Below are 26,082 nucleotides of genomic sequence, written 5' to 3' on the forward strand. Positions count from 1 at the left end.
GCGGGCTTCTTTTTAACGCCTCAGGCTTAATTCACCTTAGCGTTCAACTCACCTTTCAAATACCGCTGGTACATCGCTTCCAACGAGATCGGCTTGATCTTCGAAGCATTACCGGCAGTACCGAACGCTTCATAACGAGCGATACACACATCACGCATCGCGGTCACAGTCGCACCGAAGAACTTGCGCGGGTCGAACTCACTCGGGTTGGTGGCCATCAGGCGACGCATCGCGCCGGTGGACGCCAGGCGCAGGTCGGTGTCGATGTTGACCTTGCGCACGCCGTACTTGATGCCTTCGACGATTTCTTCAACCGGTACGCCGTAGGTTTCTTTGATGTCGCCGCCGTACTGGTTGATGATCGCCAGCCATTCTTGCGGTACCGAGGAAGAACCGTGCATCACCAGGTGGGTGTTAGGGATGCGCTTGTGGATTTCCTTGATGCGGTCGATGGCCAGTACGTCGCCAGTCGGTGGCTTGGTGAACTTGTAGGCGCCGTGGCTGGTGCCGATAGCGATCGCCAGGGCGTCCACTTGGGTCTTCTTGACGAAGTCGGCAGCTTCTTCCGGGTCGGTCAGCATCTGGCTGTGATCCAGCACGCCTTCGGCGCCGATGCCGTCTTCTTCACCGGCCATGCCGGTTTCCAGGGAACCCAGGCAACCCAGTTCGCCTTCAACCGAAACGCCGCAGGCGTGGGCCATGGCCACGGTTTGTTGGGTTACGCGTACGTTGTACTCGTAGTCGGTCGGGGTCTTGCCGTCTTCGCCGAGGGAGCCGTCCATCATCACCGAGCTGAAGCCCAGCTGGATGGAGCGCTGGCACACGTCAGGGCTGGTGCCGTGATCCTGGTGCATGCACACCGGGATGTGTGGGAATTCCTCGATCGCGGCGAGGATCAGGTGACGCAGGAACGGGGCACCGGCGTATTTGCGCGCACCGGCCGAAGCCTGGACGATCACTGGGGAGTCGGTCTTGTCAGCGGCTTCCATGATGGCGCGCATCTGCTCAAGGTTGTTGACGTTAAAGGCTGGGACGCCGTAGCCGAACTCGGCTGCGTGGTCCAGCATTTGACGCATGCTGATAAGTGCCATTGTGTTGTCTCTCCCGGTCGAGGGTCGTTAATCGTGCAAGCCTGCCGTAGCGGCGGCTGCTATTCAAGTTATTGCAGGTCAGGCTTTGCATGCCTGGCGTGCTGAATCGTTATTGCTGATGTGGGAGGGGGGCTTGCCCCCGATGACAGCCTGTCAGTGATGACTCTGTTGGCTGATCCACCGCTATCGGGGGCAAGTCGAATCGTCGCACCGCCCCTCCCACATTTTGGTCTCATCGATGTTGAGACCGCGTTCTATTTACTGGGCCTTGCAGCCGCGCCCGATCAAATCGTCGGTGGCAACCCAGTAAACCAGGCCTTCCTCACCTTTTGTGTGAAACGCCAACTGGTCGTTGCTGTACAGCACGCCCGAAGCCGCCACATCCTGTTTGAGGCGATAAACCTGGTCGGAACCGCCGAGGCGTACATCCACCTCACTGCGGGCCTGGTTGGCGAAGCGCCAGTTGACCTCGGCCTTGCTGTCGCAGGTCCAGGTGGTCCACTTACCTTCCGGCTCTGCCTTGTTGAACATGTTCATGCTGCTGCAACCGGCCAATAGGGCCAGGGCTGCCAGGGCGAAAACGCCTTTCATTGCCAATCCTCGCAGCGGGGCCAAAGGCCGCCGATGCCGTCGGTTAGTTGATCAGACCCGTCAAGGGCAACCCTGTTCCTGACCGTTGGGCGCGGAGTCGTATTTCTCCAGCCGTTCGTTGCCGATGCGCTTGTTGATTACCGGCATGGTCTCGGCTTGCCAGTCAGCCTGATAGCAGCTTTTTTTCAGCTCCGTGGCAGGTTTGCCTGCCGCCGGCGCTGCGCTTGGCGTGCTGCCGCAGCCGGCCAACAGGCCCGCTGCGATCACCATTGCCAACGACTTGATCATGGGAATACTCCTTTTCCGGATCACGAGCTTTAGCCTTTGGCTCGGGTTTCCAGCACTTCCACGGCGGGCAGGACTTTGCCTTCGACGAATTCGAGGAATGCACCGCCACCGGTAGAAATGTAGGAGATCTGGTCGGCAACGCCATATTTATCGATGGCCGCCAGGGTGTCGCCGCCGCCGGCGATGGAGAATGCCGAGCTGTCTGCGATGGCCTTGGCCAGCACTTTGGTGCCGTTGCCGAACTGGTCGAACTCGAACACGCCGACCGGACCGTTCCACAGGATGGTCTGGGAGGCTTTCAGCAGTTCTGCAAAGTTGGCTGCAGTTTGCGGGCCGATGTCCAGGATCATGTCGTCGGCGGCCACGTCGGCGATGAGCTTGACGGTGGCTTCGGCGGTTTCAGCGAACTCCTTGGCAACCACCACGTCCACCGGCAACGGCACGCTGACCTTGGCGGCGATGGCGCGGGCGGTGTCGAGCAGGTCCGGCTCGTACAGGGACTTGCCCACCGGGTGGCCTGCTGCAGCCAGGAAGGTGTTGGCAATGCCGCCGCCGACGATCAACTGGTTGCAGATCTGGCTCAGGCTGTTGAGCACGTCCAACTTGGTGGACACCTTGGAGCCAGCAACGATGGCAGCCATCGGTTGGGCCGGAGCGCCCAGGGCCTTGCCCAGTGCCTCCAGTTCAGCCGCCAGCAATGGGCCGGCAGCCGCCACCTTGGCGAACTTGGCCACGCCGTGGGTCGAACCCTCGGCACGGTGGGCGGTACCAAAAGCGTCCATCACGAACACGTCGCACAGGGCGGCGTATTGCTGGGCCAGTTCGTCGCTGTTCTTTTTCTCGCCTTTGTTGAAGCGCACGTTTTCGAACAGCACGATGTCGCCAGGCTTAACGTCGACGCCGCCCAGGTAGTCAGCCACCAACGGCACGTCACGGCCCAGGGCCTTGCTCAGGTAGTCGGCTACCGGCTTGAGGCTGTTTTCGGCGGAGAACTCACCTTCGGTCGGGCGACCCAGGTGGGAGCAGACCATCACGGCCGCGCCTTTTTCCAGGGCCAGCTTGATGGTCGGCAGCGAGGCCAGGATTCGCGCATCGCTGGTGACAACACCGTCCTTGACGGGGACGTTGAGGTCTTCGCGAATCAGTACGCGCTTACCTTGCAGATCGAGGTCGGTCATCTTCAACACGGTCATGGGTGGCAGTTCCTGAATTACTGTTGAGGTTGTTTAGAGGCGATATGCAGATAATGTTCCGCAACGTCGAGCATTCGGTTGGCAAAGCCCCATTCGTTGTCGAACCAGGCCAGGATGTTCACCAGCCTCGGACCGGAAACGCGGGTCTGGCTGGCATCGACAATCGCCGAATGCGGGTCATGGTTGAAATCACAACTGGCGTGGGGCAACTCGGTGTAGGCCAGCAAGCCTTTGAGCGGGCCGCTGGTGGCGGCGTCGCGCAGGATCCGGTTGACCTCCGTCGCATCCGTGTCGCTGACGGTTTGCATGGTGATGTCCAGGCAGGACACGTTCACCGTCGGCACCCGTACGGCTTTGGCCTGGATTCGCCCGGCAAGTTCCGGCAGCAGGCGTTCAATGCCGCGGGCAAGGCCTGTGGACACCGGAATCACCGACTGGAACGCCGAGCGCGTGCGGCGCAAGTCTTCATGGTGATAGGCGTCGATCACCGGCTGGTCGTTCATCGCCGAGTGGATGGTGGTGATCGACACGTAGTCCAGGCCGATCGCCTGATCCAGCAGGCGCAACAGCGGCACGCTGCAGTTGGTGGTGCAGGAGGCATTGGACACCAGCAGCTCATTGCCGGTCAGGCAATCCTGGTTGATGCCGAAGACGATGGTGGCGTCGACATCCGCCTCGCTGGCCATCGGCTGGGAAAACAGCACACGCGGAGCACCGGCGTCGAGGAAACGCTGGCCATCGGCACGGGTGTGATAGGCACCGGAGCATTCCAACACCAGGTCGACGCCCAGCGCCGCCCAGTCGATGCCCTCGGGGGTGGCGCTGCGTAACACTTTCACGCAGTCGCCGTTGATATGCAGACAATCGCCTTCGACCCGCACTTCGCCGGGAAAGCGGCCGTGGGTGGAGTCAAAGCGTGTCAGGTATTCGATGCTGGCCATGTCGGCCAGGTCGTTGATCGCGACAATTTCAAACCCGGCTGCCGCCCCTCGCTCGAACAGAGCACGCAAGACGCAACGACCAATGCGGCCGTAGCCGTTGAGTGCAACTTTGTAGGGACGCGTTTGGGGCATGGGGTTCTCGCATTGTGGGCGACACAAACCACTGTAGGAGCGAGCTTGCTCGCGAAGAACCTGAGAGCGCCGCGTTAAACCAGAAACGCTGCGTTATCGTTAACGATCTTCGCGAGCAAGCTCGCTCCTACAGTAGAGGCGGTGACCAGTAGGCCACCGCGTTAGCGCTTTAGTCTTCCAGCAGCTCTTCAGCCTGACCCAGGATATTTTCCAGGGTGAAACCGAACTCTTCGAACAACGCTGGCGCCGGCGCCGACTCACCGTAGGTGGTCATGCCGATCACGCGGCCTTCCAGGCCCACGTACTTGTACCAGTAGTCGGCGTGAGCCGCTTCGATGGCGATACGCGCGCTGACCTGCAACGGCAGGACCGATTGCTTGTAGCCGGCGTCCTGGGCTTCGAACACGCTGGTGCACGGCATGGACACAACGCGCACGTTCCGGCCTTGGGCAGTCAGCTTGTCGTACGCCTGAACGGTCAGGCCCACTTCGGAACCGGTGGAGATCAGGATCAGCTCGGGCTCGCCGATGCAGTCCTTGAGCACGTAGCCGCCACGGCTGATGTCGGCGATCTGCGCGTCGGTACGCACCTGGTGTTGCAGGTTCTGACGGGAGAAGATCAGCGCCGAAGGGCCGTCCTTGCGCTCGATCGCGTGCTTCCAGGCCACCGCGGATTCCACCGCGTCGGCTGGGCGCCAGCAATCCAGGTTCGGCGTGGTGCGCAGGCTGGTCAGTTGCTCGACCGGCTGGTGCGTCGGGCCGTCTTCGCCGAGGCCGATGGAGTCGTGGGTGTACACATGGATCACGCGCTTCTTCATCAGCGCGGCCATACGTACGGCATTGCGCGCGTACTCCATGAACATCAGGAAGGTCGCGCCGTAAGGCACCAGGCCGCCGTGCAGGGACACGCCGTTCATGATGGCGCTCATGCCGAATTCGCGCACGCCGTAGTACATGTAGTTGCCGCTGGCGTCTTCGGCCGAGACACCTTTGCAGCCTTTCCACAGGGTCAGGTTGGAACCGGCCAGGTCGGCCGAACCGCCGAGGAACTCAGGCAGCAGCGGGCCAAAGGCGTTCAGGGTGTTCTGGCTGGCTTTACGGCTGGCGATGGTCTCGCCCTTGGCCGCGACTTCAGCAATGTAGGCCGAGGCTTTTTCCGAGAAATCGGCAGGCAGGTCACCGGCCAGGCGACGCACCAGCTCGTTGGCCAATTCCGGGAATTCGGCGGAGTAGGCGGCGAAACGCTGGTCCCATTCGGCTTCGGTGGCCAGGCCTTTCTCCTTGGCATCCCATTCGGCGTAGATGTCGGCCGGGATTTCGAACGGGCCGTGGTTCCACTTCAGCGCGGCGCGAGTCAGGGCGATTTCCGCGTCACCCAATGGGGCACCGTGGCAATCTTCCTTGCCTTGCTTGTTCGGCGAGCCGAAGCCGATGGTGGTCTTGCAGCAGATCAGGGTCGGCTGCGCGCTCTTGCGGGCGGTGTCGATGGCGGTCTTGATCTCTTCCGGATCGTGGCCGTCGACATTGCGGATTACCTGCCAGTTGTAGGCTTCGAAACGCTTGGGGGTGTCATCGGTGAACCAGCCTTCGACTTCGCCGTCGATGGAGATACCGTTGTCATCGTAGAAGGCGATCAGCTTGCCCAGGCCCAGGGTACCGGCCAGGGACGCGACTTCGTGGGAAATGCCTTCCATCATGCAGCCATCACCCAGGAACACATAGGTGTGGTGATCGACGATGTCGTGGCCAGGGCGGTTGAACTGCGCGCCCAGGACTTTTTCGGCCAGCGCGAAGCCCACGGCGTTGGCCAGGCCTTGGCCCAGGGGACCGGTGGTGGTCTCGACGCCCGGGGTGTAGCCGAATTCCGGGTGACCCGGGGTGCGGCTGTGCAGCTGGCGGAAGCTCTTGAGGTCATCGATGGTGACGTCGTAGCCGGTCAGGTGCAGCAGCGAGTAGATCAGCATCGAGCCGTGGCCGTTGGACAGTACGAAGCGGTCACGGTCGGCGAACGACGGGTTGCTCGGGTTGTGCTTCAGGTAATCACGCCAAAGTACCTCGGCGATATCCGCCATGCCCATCGGGGCACCGGGATGGCCGCTGTTGGCTTTTTGCACGGCATCCATGCTGAGGGCACGAATGGCGTTGGCACGCTCACGACGGCTGGGCATCGCTGTTCTCCTGAGGATTTTGAAGAGTGAATGATTAAAAGAAACGGAAAAAAGGATCGGCATTTTCCCTCAGCCACCGCCTGCGGGCAATGACAGATAGTCACTTGCAGGTGTTTTTCCTGTGCTTTGGGCAGCAATCGCTTGCAGAAACCTTTAACCGCTTCGTCTAAAGGTTATAGCGGCTGCTTATAACCGCCACTTATCGATCAATATCAAAACTTTTTGATATTGACCTTGCGGGGATACTCACCCGTCACTAGACTGCTGGCCTTATGAACCTACCCGTGCCCACCCTGCGTCCTGACGACGGCGAAGAGCTGGCAGCCTTGTGCAAGGCCGCTGGCGACCCATTGCGTCTGAACGTATTGCGCGCACTGACCAACGACTCATTCGGCGTACTGGAACTGGCACAGATCTTCGCCATCGGCCAGTCGGGCATGAGCCACCACCTGAAGGTGCTGGCCCAGGCCGACCTGGTCGCCACCCGCCGCGAAGGCAATGCGATTTTCTACCGCCGCGCCCTGCCCCACGCCGACCTGCTCGGCGGCAAGTTGCACGCGGCCCTGCTTGAGGAAGTGGACAGCCTGAGCCTGCCCCATGACGTGCAGTCACGCATCGGCCAGGTCCACGGGCAACGTGCCGCCGCGAGCCAGGACTTTTTCGCACGGGTTGCCGAGAAATTTCGCGCCCAGCAGGACTTGATCGCAGGCCTGGCCCAATACCGCGACAGCGTACTGGCGCTGCTGGACAAGCTGAGCTTCAGTGAAGAAGCGACGGCGCTGGAAGTCGGGCCTGGAGATGGCGGCTTCCTGCCGGAACTGGCACGCCGCTTTCGGCAGGTCACGGCGCTGGACAACAGCCCGGCGATGCTCGAACTGGCACGCCAGCTCTGTGAGCGCGAGGCGTTGGGCAATGTCAGCCTGCAGTTGGCTGATGCCCTGAGCAGCACAACGATCAAGGCCGATTGCGTGGTGCTGAACATGGTCTTGCACCATTTCGCCGCCCCCGCCGACGCTTTAAAGCAAATGGCCGGGTTGCTGCACCCCGGCGGTAGCCTGTTGGTTACGGATTTATGCAGCCACAACCAGAATTGGGCCAGGGAGGCCTGCGGTGATCTCTGGTTGGGTTTTGAACAGGACGATCTGGCCCGTTGGGCCACCGCTGCGGGACTCGTTCCCGGGGAAAGCCTCTATGTAGGTTTACGTAATGGTTTCCAGATTCAGGTCCGCCACTTTCAGCGACCGACTGGCGACACTCACCATCGGTAAATATCAGGAAAACATCGAGATGAGCGAATACTCCCTTTTCACCTCCGAGTCCGTGTCTGAAGGGCATCCGGACAAAATCGCCGACCAGATTTCTGATGCGGTGCTGGATGCCATCATCGCTGAAGACAAGTTCGCCCGTGTGGCGTGCGAGACCCTGGTGAAAACCGGTGTAGCGATCATCGCCGGCGAAGTGACCACTACCGCCTGGGTTGACCTGGAGCAGATCGTTCGTGACGTGATCACCGACATCGGCTACAACAGCTCCGACGTCGGTTTCGACGGTGCGACCTGCGGCGTGATGAACATCATCGGCAAGCAGTCGCCCGACATCAACCAGGGCGTCGACCGTGCCAAGCCGGAAGACCAGGGCGCCGGCGACCAGGGCCTGATGTTCGGCTACGCCAGCAACGAAACCGAGGTGCTGATGCCAGCCCCGATCACCTTCTCGCACCAGCTCGTGCAACGCCAGGCCGAAGCGCGTAAATCCGGCGTGCTGCCTTGGCTGCGCCCGGACGCCAAGTCCCAGGTGACCTGCCGCTACGAAGGCGGCAAGGTGGTCGGCATTGACGCCGTCGTACTGTCGACCCAGCACAACCCGGACGTTTCCAACGCTGACCTGCGCGAAGGCGTGATGGAGCTGATCGTCAAGCACGTGCTGCCGGCCGAACTGCTGAGCAAGGACACCCAGTTCCACATCAACCCGACCGGCCAGTTCATCATTGGCGGCCCGGTAGGTGACTGCGGCCTGACCGGTCGCAAGATCATCGTCGACAGCTACGGCGGCATGGCTCGTCACGGCGGTGGCGCTTTCTCCGGTAAAGACCCATCCAAGGTTGACCGTTCGGCCGCCTACGCCGGTCGCTACGTGGCCAAGAACATCGTTGCTGCCGGCCTCGCCGAGCGTTGCGAGATTCAGGTGTCCTACGCCATCGGCGTGGCCCAGCCTACGTCGATCTCGCTGAATACCTTCGGCACCGGCAAGATCAGCGATGACAAGATCATCAAGCTGGTGCGCGAGATCTTCGACCTGCGCCCTTACGCGATCACCACCATGCTCGACCTGCTGCACCCGATGTACCAGGAAACCGCAGCCTACGGCCACTTCGGTCGTACCCCAGCGCAGAAGACCGTCGGGGACGACACCTTCACCACCTTTACCTGGGAAAAAACCGACCGCGCCAACGACCTGCGCACTGCCGCCGGCCTGTAATCGCCCACGGTACATAAAGCCTCGCCGGGTTTGCCCGGCGGGGCTTTTTCTTGCCTGCGCGACCGCCTTCACATTTTTTGGATCCAAAGCTTGCAGGCACAATAATGGCCCTCTAGAATCCGTGCCCTCTCGGGCCTTCACCTTATTTTGGATATTGCCCTGCACCCGCCCGGGACTCATAAGTGCGCAGGCAATCGAACATTGAGGTTTTTCATGCGCATCTCCACGCTCGCCCCTGCCGCCCTTCTGATCAGCCTGTTCGCCCTGCCGGCCCACGCCGCCGACCTGAGCGCATTGAGCGGCGCCCTGGGCTCCCAGCTGGGTGTCGGCAATTCCGGCGACTGCCAAAAGCAATCCGCAGACCTGCAAACCAAGATCGATGCGGCCGAAGCCAGCAAAGACAGCTTGAAAGTGAAGGCCTTCAAAGCAGCGCAAGACCAGATCAACAAAGGTTGTGACAAACTCTCCGAAGCCCAGGCCAAAGCCGACGCCAAGCAGCAAACCCAGGAAGCCAAGGCTGATAAGCCTGATGCCGTGAAAGCGCTGGGCGGCCTGTTCAAGTAAGCCGAAACACCCGGTAAAAAGCCCCGCAGCGTCGGGGCTTTTTTGTGGGTGAACGGATCATTTAGGCTGGGCGCCCCTTTCGAGCAAGGATGCTCATGATGCGTTTACTGATTGCTCTGCTCCTCAGCGCTCTACCCTTTTCGGCCTGGACTGAAAACTGCCCTGATGAGGCCCGGGCCCAGGTCGACACCCTGGCCGAACAAATCCGCCTGTGGGACGACAGTTACCACCGCCTCGGCCAATCCCCCGTCAGTGATGAACTCTACGACCAGGCCCGCCAGCGTCTGGCCCACTGGCGCCAGTGCGTGCCCAACCCCACGGCGCCTGATGATCCGCTGGCCAGTTCACGGGGCACCTTGCCGCACCCGGTCGCCCATACCGGCCTCGAAAAGCGCCTGGATGAGCAAGCCGTGGGCGCCTGGCTGGGCACGCGCCAGGATGTATGGATCCAACCCAAGGTGGACGGCGTTGCAGTGACCCTGGTGTACCGCCAGGGGCGGTTGAAACAGGTGATCAGCCGTGGCGATGGCAAGCTGGGCCAGGACTGGTCGGCCTCCGCGCGCAAGATCCCCGGCATTGTCCAGCAACTGCCGGAACCCATCGACCTGGTGCTGCAAGGCGAACTTTATTGGCGCCTCGACGAGCATGTGCAATCGGCACGCGGCGGGCTCAACGCGCGCAGCAAGGTGGCTGGGCTGATGAACCGTCGGCAGTTGAGCGATACCGACGCCGCCGGCATCGGCCTGTTTGTCTGGGCCTGGCCGAATGGCCCCGCAGCCTTTACCGAACGCCTGGCCACCCTGGCTCGCTGGGGTTTCACCGACAGCCAGCGCTACAGCCAGCCCGTCCAGGACATCATCGAAGCAGCACATTGGCGCACCTATTGGTACAACCACCCCCTGCCCTTTGCCAGTGACGGCGTGGTGCTGCACCAGGCGCAGCGCGCACCCGCTGAACGCTGGCAGGCCAGTGCGCCTTATTGGGCGGTCGCCTGGAAGTACCCCGCCTCCAAAGCCCTGGCCCTGGTACGCCAGGTGCAATTCAAGATCGGCCGCACCGGACGCATCACCCCCATTCTGGAACTGGAGCCGGTGCGCCTGGACGACCGCCGGATCAGCCGGGTCAGCGCCGGCTCCTTGAAGCGCTGGCAGGCCCTGGATATTCGCCCGGGCGACCACGTGTCCATCAGCCTGGCGGGCCAAGTGATCCCTCGGCTGGACCAGGTGATCCTGCGCAATACCACCAGGGTCGACCTGCCAGTGCCCGACCCTCGGGACTTTCACGCCTTGAGTTGCTGGCAGCTGGACCCCGGCTGCGAAGAACAGCTGCTCGCACGCCTTACCTGGCTGAGCGGCAACCAGGGCCTGGCATTGCCACACATAGGCCACGAGACGTGGAACATATTGATCCAGGCCGGTCTAATCGCAGGCTTTCTCGATTGGTTAACCCTGGATGCGGCAGAGCTTGCTAACATTGATGGCTTCGGTGAGCGCAGCCGCACGCGGCTGCTCGACAGCCTTCACAGCGCTCGGCAACGCCCCTTCGCACAATGGCTCAAGGCCTTGGGTGTACCGCCTGCGGCACGCGGCAACCTGGAGGGCAACTGGCAGACGCTGGTCGCCAGAGACACACAGGCCTGGCTGGCCATCGATGGCATCGGCCCGGGTCGCGCAGCGCAACTGAGCGCTTTTTTTCGCGACCCACACGTACAGACATTGGCTGAAACATTACGTGTGGCCGGAATAGACGGGTTTTGAACCCGACCCAGCCACCTTTAAATCACAGCAGAATTCACCCTGCTATTTGCGACCCCGGAGCTCCACATGAAATTCCTCGCCCCTTTTGCCCTGCTGACCGTCGCAAGCTTCATGACTACGCCACTGCTGGCCGCCGAAGAAGCCACCCCACTCACCGGCTGCGCCGCCAAGCGCCAGGCCATCAGCACCCAGATCGAACAAGCCAAGGCCCACGGCAACAGCGACCAGCAAGCCGGCCTGGAAAAAGCCCTGAGCGAAGTCACCGCCAACTGCACGGATGCCGCCTTGAGGAAGGAGCGCGAAAACAAGGTGCTCGACGCCAAGCATGACGTCAGCCGCCGTCAGGCCGACCTCGACAAGGCGATGAAAAAAGGCGACGCGGACAAGATCAACAAGCGCAAGGACAAGCTCGCCGAGTCACGCAAGGAACTGCAGGACGCCGTGGAAGAACTCGATCAGTAAAACCGGTCAGTGGTCGCGAAATTGTTTATGGCAGGCACTGCAGGCATCTTCGACTTTCTGTACGGCAGGCGTAAGGTTGCTGGCCTTGTAGGGCTGCACCTGGCTGGCGCTCACCAACTCACCGGTGGCCGCTTCCAGGTCGCGGGCCAGTTGCTGGAACTGTGCCTGCTTTTGCCACACATCGTCCTTGGCGCTGGTGTGATCCTCTTCGCGCACACTCGGAAAGTGTTTCCACGGTTCATGGGACAGCGCATCGAGCTTGACCGCGCCTTCGGCGAATTTCGCGCCATCGAAGGCAATGCGCCCGCGCAACATGCCACCCAGGTCTTCAGCGGTCTTGAGCATTTGCTTGAAGATCGCCTTGCGCTGGCCCAGGGGCGAATTCGGATCGACGCCGCCGCAGGCGGACAGTGCCAGGCAGGCCAACAACACAAGCGTCATTTTTTTAAAAGTCATGGTGGCTCAGGTCACGGGAAACGGCGGCCAGTATCCTCGCCCTGCCCGTAAAGACCAATAGCCCTATTAATAATAAGGGTTGCCCACAGGCGCTACGGCGCGGGCAATCGCTTCAGGAACCGTTTGTATGAATCTCACATTGAAACACTGGAGCCGCGGTCTGGCATGGGCTCTGCCGATGATTGCACTGCTGGCAGGCTGTGACGCGGGCAAGGACAGCGGTAAAGACACGGCTAAAGAAGAAGCTGCCAAGCCCCACGCCGTCGCCACCTATGTAAGCGCTCCCTGGGAGGCGTTGCCCGCCGTGTCCGACAGCGACCTGCTGGCCGGCTTCGAATCCTGGCGCAGCGCCTGCCAACGCCTCAAGGCCGACCCTATATGGGGGGCCACCTGCGCAGCAGCGGGTCCCGTGCCAGCCGATGCCGTGGCGGTGCGCGGTTTTCTCAAGGAGCGCCTGGATGTGTTCGGCCTGCGTTCGGCTGACAACACCCCCAACGGCTTGATCACCGGCTACTACGAACCGGTCTACCCCGGCAGCCTGACCAAGACCGCCGCCGCTCACGTACCCGTGTATGGCGTGCCGGATGACCTGATCATCGTCAATCTGGAAAGCATCTACCCGGAGCTCAAGGGCAAGCGCCTGCGCGGCCGCCTCGAAGGCCGCGTGCTCAAACCCTATGACGATGCCAGCGCCATCAACGGCCAAGGCTCCACCGCCAAGCCGATTGCCTGGCTGACCAACCCGATGGACCTGCAATTCCTGCAGATCCAGGGCTCGGGGCGCATTCAACTCAAGGACGGGCGCCAGCTGCGCGTCGGTTACGGCGACCAGAACGGCTACCCCTATCGCCCTATCGGCCGTTGGCTGGTGGAGCAAGGCGAGTTGAAGAAAGAAGACGTGACCATGGGCGCCATCAGCGCTTGGGCCAAGGCGCACCCGGAGCGCATCCCGGAACTGCTGGCGAGCAACCCCAGCTACGTATTCTTCAGCGCTCGCCCCGACAGTAATGAAGGCCCGCGCGGTTCGCTGAATGTGCCGTTGACCGCTGGCTACAGCGTAGCGGTGGATCGCAAGGTGATTCCGTTGGGCAGCCTGTTGTGGCTGTCGACTACCAAGCCCGACGGTTCGCCATTGGCACGCCCCGTCGCCGCGCAGGACACCGGCGGTGCAATCACCGGAGAAGTGCGCGCGGATTTGTTCTGGGGCACGGGTGACGCTGCCGGAGAGCTGGCGGGAAATATGAAGCAGCAAGGGCAGATCTGGATGCTATGGCCCAAGGGCGCGGCGTTGCCGCAGGTGCCGGATGTACCCACCGGAACCTGACACTCGCCGAAAACACACCGTAGGAGCGAGCTTGCTCGCGAAAAACGTCAACGATAACGCAGCGCTTTCTGGCAGCCCGCGCGTCTGTTCGTTCTTCGCGAGCAAGCTCGCTCCTACAGAAACCGGTTCAGATCGACACGAAGAAGAAGCTCGCAATCAACACCATGCCCACCGCCCACACCAGCGAGCGCAGTATCGCCCAGTCGGCGAGGTAGCAAATGATGTAGAGCAGGCGGCTGGTGATAAACAGCACGGCCAGCACATTGATGGTCACCAGTTCGGCCGTGCCGGCCAGGTGGGCGATAATCACCGCGGCGGCAAACGCGGGCGTCACTTCAAAGCTGTTGAGCTGCGCACTGTGGGCGCGCTTGGCAAACCCTTCAAGGGTATCCAGGAAAGCACGCGGGTCGTGGTTCTGCCGCGGCCCGAACTTGCCGCCACTGAACTTGGCCACGCCCGTGCACAGGTAAGGCAGAAAAATCGCGATCAACACACACCAGAAAGCAGCCGTCATCACTCAGTCCTTTTGTCGTTTTATGCAGCGATTAGAGTTCTAGCACTAAAAACTCAATATCGCACCTAACCGCTATGAGCCGCGCGCTACCGAAAGGTTCTACCGCACTTTCACCCAAGACCTTGCAACCTCACGCCGCCACTGCGGTCCATCCCCCACTAACAACCCCCCACCTTCCAAGGACCCCGGATGCTTGAACTTGTCGCCGCCTTCATTTGCCTCACTACCCTGCTCACCTATGTGAACTTCCGCTTTATCGGCCTGCCGCCCACCATCGGCGTGATGGTCACGGCCCTGCTGTTCTCCCTGATCCTGCAAGGCCTGAGCCTGCTCGGCTACCCAGGCCTTGAGGAGCGCATCCAGCAATTGATCGGCCAGATCGACTTCGGCGACCTGCTGATGAACTGGATGCTGTCGTTCCTGCTGTTCGCCGGCGCCTTGCACGTCAACTTGAACGACCTGCGCAGCTACCGCTGGCCCATCGGCCTGCTGGCAACCTTCGGTGTGTTGATCGCCACCGTGGTGATCGGCAGCCTGGCGTATTACATCTTCGCCCTGTTTGGCTGGCACGTGAGCTTCCTGTACTGCCTGTTGTTCGGCGCACTGATCTCGCCAACCGACCCCATTGCGGTACTGGGCGTGCTGCGAACCGCCAATGCGTCGAAACCGCTGAAGACCACGATTGTGGGCGAGAGCCTGTTCAACGACGGCACGGCGGTGGTGGTGTTTACCGTATTGCTGGGCATCGCGCAGTTGGGCGAGACGCCTACCGTGGGCGCCACGGCCTTGCTGTTCGCCCATGAGGCAATTGGCGGCGTGGTCTTCGGCGGGCTGATCGGCTATCTGGTGTACCTGATGATCAAGAGCATCGAACAGCACCAGATCGAAGTGATGCTGACCCTCGCCCTGGTCATCGGCGGCTCGGCGATGGCCACCGAACTGCACGTCTCCGCACCGATCGCGATGGTGGTGGCCGGGCTGATCATCGGCAACCTGGGACGCAAGCTGGCGATGAACGACATGACCCGGCGCTACCTGGACGGCTTCTGGGAATTGCTGGACGACATGCTCAACGCGCTGCTGTTTGCGCTGATCGGCATGGAGCTGCTGCTGTTGCCGTTCAACTGGCTGCACGTGTTCGCGGCCGGTTTGCTGGCGGTGGCGATCCTGCTGTCGCGCCTGCTGACCGTGGCGCCGGCGATCCTGTTGCTGCGCCGCTGGCGTACGGTGCCGCGCGGCACCATCCGTATCCTGACCTGGGGCGGCCTGCGCGGCGGGGTCTCGGTGGCTCTAGCGCTGGCCCTGCCGCTGGGCCCGGAGCGCGATCTGCTGCTGAGCATCACCTACATCGTGGTGCTGTCGTCGATCCTGGTGCAGGGCTTGACCATTGGCCGAGTCGTAAAGCGCGTAGCCGAGCCTCAGTGAAGCGGTGAGGATTTACCTCGCTACACCACACGTTTGCCTACGGGTGCACTGCAATTGCACAGGTGTTCAAGCAAGTGCCGCATCGCCAGTGGGCGGCGCGGCGTCGAGCTATGCATGACGACCAGATCCCGCGCATAGCGCGGCGCGTCGTCGACCGGCAAGACACACAGGCCATTGCGAGACATCCCTGCCCACTGCGGTACCAGTGATACACCCATGCCTTGGGCGACCAACATGACGATGGTTTCCAAGGCATCCAGCTCACACAACACCTGCGGATCAAAGGACTGTTCATCGAGGAAACGCTGGGCAATCTGCCCACCCCACGAGCGAGCGTCGTAGCGAATGAATGATCGCTCGCGCAGCAATGCTTCTAACGTTTGCGTGCCCCACTCAGCGGGGGCAATCAGAATCAGAGGTTCAGCCCGCAACAAGGTCGTCGCCAAAGCCTTGGGTGGCTGAAAGGGTGGCCTGACAAGAATCGCCGCGTCCAGCTCCTGGGCCAGCAATCTCTCATAGAGGCTTCTGGAGTCTCCCGGTGTGATCTTCAGCCTCAGCCCAGGTGCCGACAACGCCAGTCGCTCTATCGCCCCCGGCAAGACGCCGGTCAATGCCGTCGAAATGGCACCGATCTTGATCTCTCCCGACAAGCCATCCTGGCTCAGGTCCTCCTGCAACTCGCGCGCCTGCTCAATGACTGCTTGAATTTTTGGTAACAACAATAGGCATTGGTCCGAGGGCCACGCGGCATGCGCAGTGCGCATAAGCAGCGTGCACCCCAGCGTCCGCTCAAGCGCCTTGACCCGCTGGCTGATCGCCGCTGCGGTACGGTTTTCACGTCGCGCGGCCGCTGCAATGGAGCCGGCTTCAATGACGGCGACCAGACTTCTCAGGAATCGAACATCCATAAGTTTTCCTTTCGCTCAGACCAAGGCGAACCCGTTTTACCCGGGTACACGGCCTGTTTAATTTGAGGGCTCTCCCACACAGAGATCCCTCCCATGAACAGACCTTTCCACGCTGCATATCATGTTTACGACCTAAATCAGGCGCGCATTTTTTATCGAGATGTTTTGGGCTGCACGGAAGGCCGTAGCAGCGAGACCTGGATCGACTTCGATTTTTTCGGGAACCAGCTTTCACTGCACCTGGGGACGCCGTTTCCCACCACGCGTACCGGGCTGGTCGGTGAGCATCATGTCCTGATGCCGCATCTCGGCGTGGTGTTACCGCTTGAGGAATGGTTGACGCTTGCCGAACGGCTTGCCCACCTGGGCACATGTTTCGAGATTCCGCCCGTGATCCGCTTCGCTGGCGAGCCAGGCGAGCAACGCACGATGTTTTTCCTTGACCCCAGCGGCAACCCCATCGAGGTGAAAGGGTTCAAGGACTTCGCCGGGCTGTTCGCTCAATAAATCCCTGATATCTACAACAATAAGGGGCACCCACATGACCACCAAAAAACCATCCAGCCTTGTCACCCGTATCATGATCGGTCTGGCCGCCGGGATAATCGTCGGCATCCTTCTCAACCAGTTTCCCGAACACAAGATCTGGTTCATCGACAATCTGCTGCAACCGGCAGGCGACTTGTTTATCAAGCTGATGAAGATGATCGTCGTGCCTCTGGTCTTCGCTTGCATGACAGTCGGCATTGCCGGCATGGGAAATCCTGCCGCCTTGGGACGCGTCGGCGTGAAGACCTTCGTTTACTTCTTCACGATCACCAGTGTTGCAATCGTCTTTGGTCTGATCGTTGGAAACGTCGTCGAGCCCGGCTCAGGTGCCGAATTTGGCAGTACGTTGCAGACGCCAGTAACAGAACTGGCCGCCTACGGCAAAACGCAGAATCTGGGGCAAACGCTATTGGCGATTGTGCCGGATAACATCGTCTTGGCCATGTCGCAGGGCAAGCTGCTCTCCGTGCTGTTTTTCGCCATCCTGTTCGGCTGCGCCTTGTCTATGCTGCCCGAGCAGCGCAAGGCCCCCCTGATCGGTGTGATGCAGGCCATCTCCGACACCATGTTCAAAGTCACCCATCTGGTCATGCATTACTCACCAATCGGCATTTTCGGGCTGATCGCAGTCACCGTCGCCAGCTTTGGCCTCAGTGCCTTGCTGCCGCTGGCCAAACTGATCGGCACGACTTATGTCGCAGTGCTGTTATTTGCATTGTGCGTATTGGGAGCAGTTGCACGATTGGCGGGGGTCGGCTTTTTCCACTTGGTGCGGGAGATACGCAGTGAGTTATTGCTGGCCTATAGCAGCGCTGCGTCAGCAACAGTCATGCCTCAATTGATCGAAAAAATGGAGCGCTACGGCGCCCCGCGCCCTATTACCAGCATGGTTATCCCGCTGGGCTACTCGTTCAACCTGGATGGCGCTTCGCTTTTTGCTGCGTTGGGCACGTTGTTCATCGCCCAGGCGTATGGCATTGACTTGAGCCTGGCTGATCAGGGAATGCTGGTATTGATCATGGTGTTGACATCAAAGGGCGCGGCGGGCGTACCGGGCTTCATGTTTATCATCCTTACCGCGACCTTGACCGCCGCGGGTCTGCCCGTGGAAGGAGTGGCGATCATTGCAGGCGTGTATCGCCTGATGGATATGCCGGTCACAGCATTGAATGTGCTGGGCAACGCGCTGGCGCCATTGGTTATTGCCCGGTGGGAGGGTCGGCTGAATGCACCTGACCGCACAATTGCCACCGAGTCTGCCAGCGCGTCGCTCAAAGTCTGAAAGTCCTGGTCCAGGTGCCTCGCAAAGAACCCGTTTGAGTCTTTGCGGGGCGAGATCAGGCCTTTTTCTTACTCTGGGAAAGCTGCTCCCGTGCGCCGGAGTGAGTAGCAGAAGGTGCCTTGCTTTCGCTGCGAATCTGCGCATGACTGATCAACGCAAAGATAAAGCTGCCACCGATGATATTGCCGGCCAGTGTGGGGCCGGCAAACACCAGCCAGAAATCCTTCCACGGCAACTCGCCGGCAAACACCAGGTACGACACTTCCGCCGAACCCACCACGATATGGGTGAAATCCCCCAGGGCCATCAGGTAGGTGATCAGAATGATGATCCACATCTTGGCGCTTTCCATCGACGGGATCATCCACACCATGGTGGCGATCATCCAGCCGGAGACGATGCCCTTGGCGAACATCTGGCTGGCGTCGTTTTCCATGATCTTGCGCCCGATTTCGAGGAAGGCCAGGTCGGTCTTGGTGTCGAAGATCGGCAGATGCAGCATCACATACGCCACCAACAGCGTGCCGCAGAGGTTGCCCACCAGCACCACCGACCACAGCCGCAACAGGCGCCCGGCATTTGCCAGGGTTGGCTTGCTCATCACCGGCAGCACGGCGGTCAGGGTGTTTTCGGTGAACAGTTGCTGGCGCGCCAGGATCACCGCGAGAAAGCCTGCGCAGTAGCCGAAGCTGGCGATCACCTTGAAGGCCTCTCCGTCCGGAAGGCGTGAATTGAGCAGCCCCATGGCCATCAATGACAGGCCCATGGTCAGGCCGGCTGCCAATGCCGACCACCACAAGGCGGCGACGCTGCGCTCCAACTCCTGATCGCCCTGGGTGCGGATAATTTCATGCAGCACCGCCGCGCGGGGCGGCTGGTTCTTGTCGACGTCCTGCTGCTCTTCCTGGGACAGGTTCGGGGTCTTGCCGTCTTCTTGCGTGGCCATGGTGGTACCTGAACGGGGGGCGATGTTCAGGTACGACCTATGGTTGATCAAGAGCGTTCACTGGCCCGGCGCAGGTTTACTCGCGGATGCCATCTTCCTGGAACTGGTCCTTGACGTACTTGATCTCGGTGCGCCCATGAGGTGCGGGCAAACCGTCCTCGCCAAGGTTGACGAAGACCATTTTTTCCACGGTGAGGATGCTTTTGCGGGTGATCTTGTTGCGCACTTCACAGGTCAGGGTGATGGAGGTGCGGCCAAACTCGGTAGCAGTGATCCCGAGTTCGATGATGTCGCCCTGGCGCGAGGCGCTGACAAAGTTGATTTCGGAGATGTACTTGGTCACCACGCGCTGGTTGCCCAGTTGGACGATGGCATAGATGGCCGCTTCTTCGTCGATCCAGCGCAGCAGGCTGCCACCGAACAGGGTGCCGTTGGGGTTGAGGTCTTCAGGTTTTACCCATTTGCGGGTGTGGAAGTTCATGGTCACTCCAAAGCGTCTTGCCGAATGATGGGCAACATCATGGCAGAGCCCGCCCCCAAGCTCTATGCGCCATTGCCTATCAACCCCATGTGCGATCTTCATATGGCCGACAGAAAGGCTTGGGAAGTGCCGCGTACACGGCTATAATCGCCCCGCTTCAAAACGGTCATCTTCAGTTGATACCGTTTCTCCCGCCACCTGTCCGAGGGGCGCTGCAGCAGGTTCAACCTGTCAGGCTCGGATGGGGCGTTGTCCGGCCTGGTTGCCCTGGCCTGATACTAAACGCACAACGGCGCCCATTCGCACACTACGAATGGAGGCTCTTCATGAGCGCTGTAATTACGCCTGCAGATTTCAACGACTACAAAGTCGCCGACATGTCCCTCGCCGCCTGGGGCCGTCGCGAAACCTTTATCGCCGAATCCGAAATGCCAGCCTTGATGGGCCTGCGTCGCAAGTACGCCGCCGAGCAACCGCTCAAAGGCGCGAAGATCCTCGGCTGCATCCACATGACCATCCAGACTGCCGTGCTGATCGAAACCCTGGTTGCCCTGGGTGCCGAAGTGCGTTGGTCGTCCTGCAACATCTTCTCGACGCAAGACCAGGCCGCTGCCGCCATCGCCGCTGCCGGTATCCCGGTATTCGCCTGGAAAGGCGAGACCGAAGAAGAGTACGAGTGGTGCCTGGAGCAAACCATCCTTAAAGATGGCGCGCCTTGGGATGCCAACATGATCCTCGACGACGGCGGCGACCTGACCGAGCTGCTGCACAAGAAGTACCCACAGATCCTCGACCGCGTCCACGGCGTGACCGAAGAAACCACCACCGGCGTGCACCGCCTGCTGGACATGCTGGCCAAGGGCGAGCTGAAAATCCCGGCCATCAACGTCAACGACTCGGTGACCAAGAGCAAGAACGACAACAAGTACGGCTGCCGTCACAGCCTGAACGATGCCATCAAGCGCGGCACCGACCACCTGCTGTCGGGCAAGCAAGCCCTGGTGATCGGCTACGGCGACGTGGGCAAGGGTTCTTCCCAATCCCTGCGCCAGGAAGGCATGATCGTCAAAGTCTCCGAAGTCGACCCGATCTGCGCCATGCAAGCCTGCATGGACGGTTTCGAAGTGGTTTCGCCGTTCATCGATGGCGTCAATGACGGCACCGAAGCCAGCATCGACAAGGCCCTGCTGGGCAAGATCGACCTGATCGTGACCACCACCGGTAACGTCAACGTCTGCGATGCCAACATGCTCAAGGCCCTGAAGAAGCGCGCCGTGGTGTGCAACATCGGTCACTTCGACAACGAGATCGACACCGCTTTCATGCGCAAGAACTGGGCGTGGGAAGAAGTGAAGCCGCAGGTACACAAGGTTCACCGTACCGGCGCTGGCGCTTTCGACCCACAGAACGACGACTACCTGATCCTGCTGGCCGAAGGCCGCCTGGTTAACCTGGGCAACGCCACCGGCCACCCAAGCCGCATCATGGACGGCTCGTTCGCCAACCAGGTACTGGCCCAGATCTTCCTGTTCGGCCAGAAATACGCCGACCTGTCGCCAGCCCAGAAAGCCGAGCGCCTGACCGTGGAAGTACTGCCGAAGAAACTCGACGAAGAAGTGGCCCTGGAAATGGTCCGCGGCTTCGGTGGCGTGGTAACTCAGCTGACCAAGACCCAGGCCGACTACATCGGCGTGACCGTCGAAGGTCCGTTCAAGCCGCACGCTTACCGCTACTAAGTAATCAGCCCAACCTGCTCTACCTGTGGGAGCGAGCTTGCTCGCGAAAAACTCAAGGACACCGCGTACATCCTGTTTCTACGCGTTATCGTTGACGTTCTTCGCGAGCAAGCTCGCTCCTACAGTGCAGATGGGTTGCACAGTCGGCTTCTGAGTTTCAAAGGGTATGACCATGTCCCAAGACCGTCGCTACAGCTTCGAGTTCTTCCCCACCAAGACCGATGCTGGGCATGAAAAACTGATGGCGACTGCCAAGCAGTTGGCCAGCTACAACCCCGACTTCTTCTCCTGCACCTACGGCGCCGGCGGTTCGACGCGTGATCGTACGATCAACACCGTGTTGCAGCTTGAAAGCGAAGTCAAAATTCCCGCCGCTCCGCATTTGTCCTGCGTGGGCGACAGCAAGGCCGACCTGCGCGGCCTGCTGACCCAATACAAGGCCGCCGGCATCAAGCGCATCGTTGCCCTGCGTGGCGACTTGCCGTCCGGCATGGGCATGGCCAGCGGTGAGCTGCGCTACGCCAATGACCTGGTGAGCTTCATTCGCGAAGAAAGCGGCGATCACTTCCATATCGAAGTGGCCGCCTACCCGGAGATGCACCCCCAGGCGCGTAATTTCGAAGACGATCTGCAGAATTTCGTGCGCAAGGCCAACGCCGGCGCCAATAGTGCGATCACCCAGTACTTCTTCAACGCCGACAGCTATTTCTACTTCGTCGAGCGTGTACGCGCCATGGGCGTGAACATCCCGATCGTGCCGGGCATCATGCCGATCACCAACTACAGCAAGCTGGCGCGCTTCTCCGACGCCTGCGGTGCTGAAATCCCACGTTGGGTGCGCAAGCAACTGGAAGCCTATGGCGACGACGTCAAGAGCATCCAGGCGTTCGGCGAACAGGTGATCAGCAATATGTGTGAAGAATTGTTGCAAGGTGGCGCGCCAGGCCTGCACTTCTATACCCTGAACCAGGCTGAACCAAGCCTCGCGATCTGGAACAACCTTAAACTGCCACGCTAGGCCGGTTTAATCGCTGTACCCAGCCCTCGTTATCACGGGGGCTTTTTTCGTCTACATACCCCCTGGAAAGGAAGCCTGCAGTACATGAATACAGCGTCCCCGACTCCCCGCCCGCAACTGGTGTACCTGGTATTCGGCGCCGAGACCTATCATCAGGAAGCCGTATTCAGCATCGCCAGTGCCCTGGCCCATCTGGGCGGCCCCCAGGACATGCCATTGGACATCCAGGTGTTCAGCGACAATCCGGCCCCCTATCGCGGCTTGCCGGTACAGGTTCACACCCTGGACGACGCCACGCGCAAACGCTGGAGCGAGCCCCACGGCTACCATTTCCGCACCAAGCACGTGCTGTTGCGCCAGGTGCTGGAAACAGCGGAACGGGCGCTGTTGATCGACACCGACACCTTTTTTCACGACTCGCCCATGGCGCTGTTCGAACGTGTCGCGCCCGACACCGTGCTGTGCAATGCCTTCCACGCCAAGTACGGCGACAACCGCGAAAGCGTGCTGTATGAAACCCTGGCCAGGCACCTTGCAGACAAAGGCCTGGCCGACGACGACATGTGGCTGCTCAACTCCGGCGTCATGGGCCTGACCCGGCAAGATGCGCACATCCTTGATCGCTCGATCGAGTTGATGGACGAGCTGTTCCCGATGGCCCACGGTGCCTACACCCTGGAAGAGTTCTGCCTGTCGGTGGCCGCTTACCGTACGCTCAATGTGCGCCAGTGCCCCGACCTGATCCACCACTACTGGAGCCGCAAGCAGTTGTTCCGGGCCAAGGTCAAGGCGTGGGTCACCAAGCACGCCGCAGACCCTATCTGCGCCAAAGCCCTGGCCGACACCCGCAATGTGTCTGCCCACCTGCCCCGCCCGCCCCGACTGCAACGCTTGATGTACAAGCTGATCACCCTGGCCTTGCCCAAACGCAAGCAGCAGTTCATCCGCGAAATCCTCTACGGCTGCTACGAGCACGAAAATGAATTCGACCAGGCCTGTGGCCCGATTTGGTGGGAAAAGGCCCTGCAGAATCAGGAAGAGCGGCAAAAAAGCCCGGTCGATGCGCACCAGCTCGAACATTGGTTCGCCAACCCAGTGGTGCGCCTGATTCTGGGCGAGCGACGTGCAGCCATCTATGAACACCTGATGACCTCACCGACAAAATAGCGTCGCCCGCAGATGGGTGTGCCAGCGCTTCTCTTTAGCGCACGGGCGTCGTAACCTCGGGGCATGCCCGTCATTCTGAAGCTGTTGACCGTTGCGCTTTTTACTTGCTTGAGCCTGGCCGCTTATGGCGAGAAATTGCGCATTGTCACCGAGCCCTGGGCGCCTTACGTGTATGAGGAACACGGCGCCATGCGCGGGCTGGACTACGAAACCACGGTGATCGTGTTCCAGCGCCTGGGGGTCGATGTGCAATGGCAGTTCCTGCCCTGGAAGCGCTGCCTGGCCATGCTCGATCAGGGCCATGCCGATGGCGCACTGGATATTTTCCACAGCCACGAACGCGACGCACTGCTGCTGTACCCCAGCGAACCGTTGTCGGAAGTGGAATTCGTGATGTTCTACGCCAACGCACGCCCTCACCCGGTCCAAGGCCTCGACGAGCTGGACGGCCTCACTGTCGGCACGTCGCCAGGCTATCTGTACGGCGCGCCATTCAGCGACTCCACCCGGTTCAGCCGCGAGCCGGCCCCCAGCCACGAGGCCAACTTCGGTAAATTGCTGTTGGGACGCATCGACCTGCTGATCACCGACCGCCGGGTCGGCCAGCATGTGATCAAGGCCCTGGGCCTGGAAGGCAAGGTCAGCCAGGCCCCCGTCGTGGTCAGCCGCCAGCAGCAGTACCTCGCCGTACGCCGTGGCGCGGGGATGGACCTGCTGGTGCAACGCTTTGCCGCCGAACTCAAGCGTTTCAAACAGGAGCCGGCCTACGCCGCCTTAAGCGCCAAATATGGTGGAACCCAAGCCAAAACAGCGTCCGGACACACCGTTGAGCAGCAGGAAAGCGGCGCACAGTGATTGCTCTGTTATACTCCGGCCTTTCCGCCAGGCTTACGCCCGGCCGCTGAGGTCCTGAAAAAGGCACCCAACCCCGCTACTGCGCAGCTTTCAGCCCGCGCGAGCCGGTGGAGTGCCCGCCAGACGCAGCAGGACCGGACGGGATTGCGCTCCCCTAAGCGCCATTCGCGCCCGGCAAGATTATCCCTCTGGGCCAAGCCCTAACTAAAACAGGATTACTCATGTCCTTTGCTTCCCTCGGTCTCTCCGAGGCTTTAGTCCGCGCCATCGAGGCAGCGGGCTATACCGAGCCTACTCCGGTGCAACAGCGGGCTATTCCCGCCGTGTTGCAAGGTCGCGACCTGATGGTTGCGGCTCAGACAGGTACGGGTAAAACCGGCGGCTTCGCCCTCCCGATTCTGGAGCGGTTGTTCCCCAACGGTCATCCGGACAAATCCCAGCGTCACGGCCCGCGCCAACCGCGCGTACTGGTCCTGACCCCTACCCGCGAACTCGCCGCCCAGGTGCACGACAGCTTCAAGCTGTATGCCCGCGACCTGAAGTTCGTCAGCGCCTGCATCTTCGGCGGCGTCGGCATGAACCCACAGGTTCAGGCCATGTCCCGTGGTGTTGACGTGCTGGTGGCGTGCCCCGGTCGTTTGCTCGACCTGTGCGGCCAAGGCAGCGTTGATTTGTCCCACGTGGAAATCCTCGTGCTGGACGAAGCCGACCGCATGCTCGACATGGGCTTTGTCCATGACGTGAAGAAGGTCCTCGCCCGCCTGCCGGCCAAACGTCAGAACCTGCTGTTCTCGGCAACGTTCTCCAACGACATCACCGCCCTGGCCGGCAAGCTGCTGCACAACCCGGAACGCATCGAAGTCACGCCGCCGAACACCACGGTCGAGCGTATCGAGCAACGCGTATTCCGCCTGGCCGCCAGCCACAAGCGTTCATTGCTGGCGCACCTGATCACCGCCGGCGCCTGGGAACAGGTGCTGGTGTTCACCCGCACCAAACACGGCGCCAACCGCCTGGCCGAGTACCTGGACAAGCACGGCCTCACCGCCGTCGCCATCCACGGCAACAAGAGCCAGAACGCCCGCACCAAGGCCCTGGCCGACTTCAAGGCCGGTGAAGTGCGCATCCTGGTCGCCACCGATATCGCCGCCCGCGGCCTGGACATCGACCAGTTGCCACACGTGGTCAACTTCGAGCTGCCAAACGTCGACGAAGACTACGTGCACCGTATCGGCCGTACCGGCCGTGCCGGGCGTTCGGGTGAAGCCATTTCCCTGGTTGCCCCGGACGAAGAGAAACTGCTGAAAAGCATCGAACGCATGACCAAGCAGAAAATCGCCGATGGCGACCTGATGGGCTTCGATGCCTGCGCCGTTGAGGCCGAAAAGCCTGAAGTGCGCGAACGTCCGGACGTGCGTAACCCACGCAACCCACGCGGTCCGAAGGGCGATGGCCCGAACGGCGGCGGTGGTGGCGGTGGTCGTCGCGACAAGGGCAAGGACAAGGGCGGCAAGGAAAAAGCGCCAACCAACGGCCGTGGCGAACGCCCGGCCCGTGAGCAGAAGCCCCGTGAAGGCACCCCGGCCCGCGAACAGCGCCAGCCGAGCCAGCCCCCGCGTGCCGCAGCCGACCGCGCCCCGGACGAATTCCTCGACGACGACGTGGATAACTTCGGTAACCGCGTGGACTACGTGCCCCAGGCCAAACCGGCCCAGGGCCGTGGCCGTCGTCCAGGTGCTCCGGCGCCGGGCGCAGCT

25 protein-coding genes and 1 riboswitch are annotated in these 26,082 nt (G+C 61.1%); of the genes, 14 read left to right on the forward strand and 11 right to left on the reverse strand.

The features are described from left to right. Nucleotides 1-26: 26 nt before the first annotated feature. From fba to tkt, 6 genes are all read right to left on the reverse strand, one after another. Nucleotides 27-1,091, reverse strand: coding sequence for a class II fructose-bisphosphate aldolase (gene fba, locus BFP99_RS14300; protein ID WP_003177554.1), 1,065 nt, complete (start codon nt 1,089-1,091; stop codon nt 27-29). A 258-nt stretch (nt 1,092-1,349) separates the two neighbouring features. Continuing rightward, a complete protein-coding gene (locus BFP99_RS14305) occupies nt 1,350-1,682 on the reverse strand; it encodes an MliC family protein (RefSeq protein ID WP_027606036.1) in 333 nt (110 codons plus the stop codon). A 60-nt stretch (nt 1,683-1,742) separates the two neighbouring features. After that, nucleotides 1,743-1,970 (reverse strand): hypothetical protein, encoded by a 228-nt coding sequence (locus BFP99_RS14310; RefSeq protein WP_065947507.1) that lies wholly within the window; start codon nt 1,968-1,970, stop codon nt 1,743-1,745. Between the two features lie 29 nt (nt 1,971-1,999). Next, nucleotides 2,000-3,163: a phosphoglycerate kinase gene (locus BFP99_RS14315; protein WP_027606038.1), complete on the reverse strand. Its 1,164-nt coding sequence runs from the start codon at nt 3,161-3,163 to the stop codon at nt 2,000-2,002. Nucleotides 3,164-3,180: 17 nt separating this feature from the next. Next, a complete protein-coding gene (gene epd, locus BFP99_RS14320; RefSeq protein WP_065947508.1) occupies nt 3,181-4,236 on the reverse strand; it encodes an erythrose-4-phosphate dehydrogenase in 1,056 nt (351 codons plus the stop codon). Between the two features lie 169 nt (nt 4,237-4,405). Then, nucleotides 4,406-6,403 (reverse strand): transketolase, encoded by a 1,998-nt coding sequence (gene tkt / locus BFP99_RS14325; protein ID WP_065947509.1) that lies wholly within the window; start codon nt 6,401-6,403, stop codon nt 4,406-4,408. A gap of 272 nt (nt 6,404-6,675) precedes the next feature. On the opposite strand from tkt, the gene BFP99_RS14330 reads away from it, so the two are divergent. From BFP99_RS14330 to BFP99_RS14350, 5 genes are all read left to right on the forward strand, one after another. Next, nucleotides 6,676-7,671, forward strand: a complete 996-nt coding sequence (locus BFP99_RS14330) for an ArsR/SmtB family transcription factor (protein WP_027606041.1) — start codon at nt 6,676-6,678, stop codon at nt 7,669-7,671. 19 nt (nt 7,672-7,690) lie between these two features. Continuing rightward, a complete protein-coding gene (gene metK / locus BFP99_RS14335) occupies nt 7,691-8,881 on the forward strand; it encodes a methionine adenosyltransferase (RefSeq protein ID WP_065947510.1) in 1,191 nt (396 codons plus the stop codon). A 213-nt stretch (nt 8,882-9,094) separates the two neighbouring features. Continuing rightward, a complete protein-coding gene (locus tag BFP99_RS14340; protein WP_065925491.1) occupies nt 9,095-9,445 on the forward strand; it encodes a hypothetical protein in 351 nt (116 codons plus the stop codon). 95 nt (nt 9,446-9,540) lie between these two features. Further along, complete coding sequence (gene ligB, locus BFP99_RS14345) at nt 9,541-11,202, forward strand: NAD-dependent DNA ligase LigB (RefSeq protein ID WP_065947511.1); 1,662 nt, start codon at nt 9,541-9,543, stop codon at nt 11,200-11,202. A 66-nt stretch (nt 11,203-11,268) separates the two neighbouring features. Next, nucleotides 11,269-11,664 (forward strand): DUF1090 domain-containing protein, encoded by a 396-nt coding sequence (locus tag BFP99_RS14350; protein ID WP_065947512.1) that lies wholly within the window; start codon nt 11,269-11,271, stop codon nt 11,662-11,664. Nucleotides 11,665-11,670: 6 nt separating this feature from the next. Here the strand turns inward: BFP99_RS14350 and BFP99_RS14355 are convergent, their stop codons facing one another. After that, entirely contained in the window at nt 11,671-12,120 is a 450-nt protein-coding gene (locus BFP99_RS14355) for a c-type cytochrome (protein ID WP_065947513.1), read from the reverse strand. Nucleotides 12,121-12,247: 127 nt separating this feature from the next. Between BFP99_RS14355 and BFP99_RS14360 the strand changes: the two genes are divergently transcribed. Further along, a complete protein-coding gene (locus BFP99_RS14360; RefSeq protein ID WP_065947514.1) occupies nt 12,248-13,444 on the forward strand; it encodes a murein transglycosylase A in 1,197 nt (398 codons plus the stop codon). Between the two features lie 127 nt (nt 13,445-13,571). Here the strand turns inward: BFP99_RS14360 and BFP99_RS14365 are convergent, their stop codons facing one another. Continuing rightward, nucleotides 13,572-13,958, reverse strand: a complete 387-nt coding sequence (locus tag BFP99_RS14365) for an MAPEG family protein (protein WP_065925496.1) — start codon at nt 13,956-13,958, stop codon at nt 13,572-13,574. Between the two features lie 189 nt (nt 13,959-14,147). Here BFP99_RS14365 and BFP99_RS14370 point away from each other — a divergent pair, with 189 nt between their 5' ends. Further along, on the forward strand, nt 14,148-15,383 hold the full coding sequence (locus tag BFP99_RS14370; protein WP_065925497.1) for a cation:proton antiporter: 1,236 nt from the start codon (nt 14,148-14,150) through the stop codon (nt 15,381-15,383). 20 nt (nt 15,384-15,403) lie between these two features. On the opposite strand, the gene BFP99_RS14375 is transcribed toward BFP99_RS14370, so the two are convergent. Further along, nucleotides 15,404-16,291, reverse strand: coding sequence for a LysR family transcriptional regulator (locus BFP99_RS14375; RefSeq protein WP_065925498.1), 888 nt, complete (start codon nt 16,289-16,291; stop codon nt 15,404-15,406). A gap of 93 nt (nt 16,292-16,384) precedes the next feature. Between BFP99_RS14375 and BFP99_RS14380 the strand changes: the two genes are divergently transcribed. Together BFP99_RS14380 and BFP99_RS14385 are read left to right on the forward strand one after the other, a co-directional pair. Next, complete coding sequence (locus tag BFP99_RS14380) at nt 16,385-16,798, forward strand: VOC family protein (protein ID WP_065925499.1); 414 nt, start codon at nt 16,385-16,387, stop codon at nt 16,796-16,798. 34 nt (nt 16,799-16,832) lie between these two features. Continuing rightward, nucleotides 16,833-18,122: a cation:dicarboxylate symporter family transporter gene (locus tag BFP99_RS14385; RefSeq protein WP_235865614.1), complete on the forward strand. Its 1,290-nt coding sequence runs from the start codon at nt 16,833-16,835 to the stop codon at nt 18,120-18,122. A gap of 55 nt (nt 18,123-18,177) precedes the next feature. On the opposite strand, the gene BFP99_RS14390 is transcribed toward BFP99_RS14385, so the two are convergent. Further along, a complete protein-coding gene (locus BFP99_RS14390; RefSeq protein WP_065925500.1) occupies nt 18,178-19,068 on the reverse strand; it encodes a formate/nitrite transporter family protein in 891 nt (296 codons plus the stop codon). 76 nt (nt 19,069-19,144) lie between these two features. Further along, nucleotides 19,145-19,549 carry an acyl-CoA thioesterase gene (locus BFP99_RS14395; RefSeq protein WP_065925501.1) on the reverse strand — a complete coding sequence of 135 codons (405 nt, stop codon included), beginning with the start codon at nt 19,547-19,549 and terminating at the stop codon, nt 19,145-19,147. Nucleotides 19,550-19,747: 198 nt separating this feature from the next. Further along, nucleotides 19,748-19,854, forward strand: a riboswitch (S-adenosyl-L-homocysteine riboswitch). 21 nt (nt 19,855-19,875) lie between these two features. Here BFP99_RS14395 and ahcY point away from each other — a divergent pair. The 5 genes from ahcY to BFP99_RS14420 form a co-directional block, all read left to right on the forward strand. Then, the gene (gene ahcY, locus BFP99_RS14400) at nt 19,876-21,285 is read left to right on the forward strand and encodes an adenosylhomocysteinase (protein WP_053128057.1); all 1,410 of its coding nucleotides are present in this window, start codon (nt 19,876-19,878) and stop codon (nt 21,283-21,285) included. 172 nt (nt 21,286-21,457) lie between these two features. Then, nucleotides 21,458-22,303, forward strand: coding sequence for a methylenetetrahydrofolate reductase [NAD(P)H] (gene metF / locus BFP99_RS14405; protein ID WP_065925508.1), 846 nt, complete (start codon nt 21,458-21,460; stop codon nt 22,301-22,303). An 84-nt stretch (nt 22,304-22,387) separates the two neighbouring features. Then, nucleotides 22,388-23,470: a hypothetical protein gene (locus BFP99_RS14410; RefSeq protein WP_065947515.1), complete on the forward strand. Its 1,083-nt coding sequence runs from the start codon at nt 22,388-22,390 to the stop codon at nt 23,468-23,470. A 63-nt stretch (nt 23,471-23,533) separates the two neighbouring features. Further along, nucleotides 23,534-24,325 carry a substrate-binding periplasmic protein gene (locus BFP99_RS14415; RefSeq protein WP_065947516.1) on the forward strand — a complete coding sequence of 264 codons (792 nt, stop codon included), beginning with the start codon at nt 23,534-23,536 and terminating at the stop codon, nt 24,323-24,325. Nucleotides 24,326-24,546: 221 nt separating this feature from the next. Beyond that, nucleotides 24,547-26,082, forward strand: a 1,536-nt coding sequence (locus BFP99_RS14420) for a DEAD/DEAH box helicase (RefSeq protein WP_065947517.1), incomplete at its 3' end; no start/stop codon positions are given.

This window comes from Pseudomonas sp. 1 R 17 (assembly GCF_900067035.1).
GTDB lineage: Bacteria > Pseudomonadota > Gammaproteobacteria > Pseudomonadales > Pseudomonadaceae > Aquipseudomonas > Aquipseudomonas marginalis.

Excerpts from the sequence above, each read along its gene's own strand:
- BFP99_RS14385 (WP_235865614.1), top strand. The coding sequence starts at position 16,833 with ATGACCACCAAAAAACCATCCAGCCTTGTCACCCGTATCATGATCGGT.
- ahcY (WP_053128057.1), top strand. The coding sequence starts at position 19,876 with ATGAGCGCTGTAATTACGCCTGCAGATTTCAACGACTACAAAGTCGCC.
- BFP99_RS14415 (WP_065947516.1), top strand. The coding sequence starts at position 23,534 with ATGCCCGTCATTCTGAAGCTGTTGACCGTTGCGCTTTTTACTTGCTTG.
- BFP99_RS14330 (WP_027606041.1), top strand. The coding sequence starts at position 6,676 with ATGAACCTACCCGTGCCCACCCTGCGTCCTGACGACGGCGAAGAGCTG.
- metK (WP_065947510.1), top strand. The coding sequence starts at position 7,691 with ATGAGCGAATACTCCCTTTTCACCTCCGAGTCCGTGTCTGAAGGGCAT.
- BFP99_RS14395 (WP_065925501.1), bottom strand. The coding sequence starts at position 19,549 with ATGAACTTCCACACCCGCAAATGGGTAAAACCTGAAGACCTCAACCCC.
- BFP99_RS14350 (WP_065947512.1), top strand. The coding sequence starts at position 11,269 with ATGAAATTCCTCGCCCCTTTTGCCCTGCTGACCGTCGCAAGCTTCATG.
- BFP99_RS14310 (WP_065947507.1), bottom strand. The coding sequence starts at position 1,970 with ATGATCAAGTCGTTGGCAATGGTGATCGCAGCGGGCCTGTTGGCCGGC.
- BFP99_RS14365 (WP_065925496.1), bottom strand. The coding sequence starts at position 13,958 with ATGACGGCTGCTTTCTGGTGTGTGTTGATCGCGATTTTTCTGCCTTAC.
- fba (WP_003177554.1), bottom strand. The coding sequence starts at position 1,091 with ATGGCACTTATCAGCATGCGTCAAATGCTGGACCACGCAGCCGAGTTC.
- BFP99_RS14355 (WP_065947513.1), bottom strand. The coding sequence starts at position 12,120 with ATGACTTTTAAAAAAATGACGCTTGTGTTGTTGGCCTGCCTGGCACTG.
- BFP99_RS14340 (WP_065925491.1), top strand. The coding sequence starts at position 9,095 with ATGCGCATCTCCACGCTCGCCCCTGCCGCCCTTCTGATCAGCCTGTTC.
- BFP99_RS14380 (WP_065925499.1), top strand. The coding sequence starts at position 16,385 with ATGAACAGACCTTTCCACGCTGCATATCATGTTTACGACCTAAATCAG.
- epd (WP_065947508.1), bottom strand. The coding sequence starts at position 4,236 with ATGCCCCAAACGCGTCCCTACAAAGTTGCACTCAACGGCTACGGCCGC.
- ligB (WP_065947511.1), top strand. The coding sequence starts at position 9,541 with ATGATGCGTTTACTGATTGCTCTGCTCCTCAGCGCTCTACCCTTTTCG.
- BFP99_RS14305 (WP_027606036.1), bottom strand. The coding sequence starts at position 1,682 with ATGAAAGGCGTTTTCGCCCTGGCAGCCCTGGCCCTATTGGCCGGTTGC.
- BFP99_RS14360 (WP_065947514.1), top strand. The coding sequence starts at position 12,248 with ATGAATCTCACATTGAAACACTGGAGCCGCGGTCTGGCATGGGCTCTG.
- tkt (WP_065947509.1), bottom strand. The coding sequence starts at position 6,403 with ATGCCCAGCCGTCGTGAGCGTGCCAACGCCATTCGTGCCCTCAGCATG.
- BFP99_RS14390 (WP_065925500.1), bottom strand. The coding sequence starts at position 19,068 with ATGGCCACGCAAGAAGACGGCAAGACCCCGAACCTGTCCCAGGAAGAG.
- BFP99_RS14315 (WP_027606038.1), bottom strand. The coding sequence starts at position 3,163 with ATGACCGTGTTGAAGATGACCGACCTCGATCTGCAAGGTAAGCGCGTA.
- BFP99_RS14410 (WP_065947515.1), top strand. The coding sequence starts at position 22,388 with ATGAATACAGCGTCCCCGACTCCCCGCCCGCAACTGGTGTACCTGGTA.
- metF (WP_065925508.1), top strand. The coding sequence starts at position 21,458 with ATGTCCCAAGACCGTCGCTACAGCTTCGAGTTCTTCCCCACCAAGACC.
- BFP99_RS14375 (WP_065925498.1), bottom strand. The coding sequence starts at position 16,291 with ATGGATGTTCGATTCCTGAGAAGTCTGGTCGCCGTCATTGAAGCCGGC.
- BFP99_RS14370 (WP_065925497.1), top strand. The coding sequence starts at position 14,148 with ATGCTTGAACTTGTCGCCGCCTTCATTTGCCTCACTACCCTGCTCACC.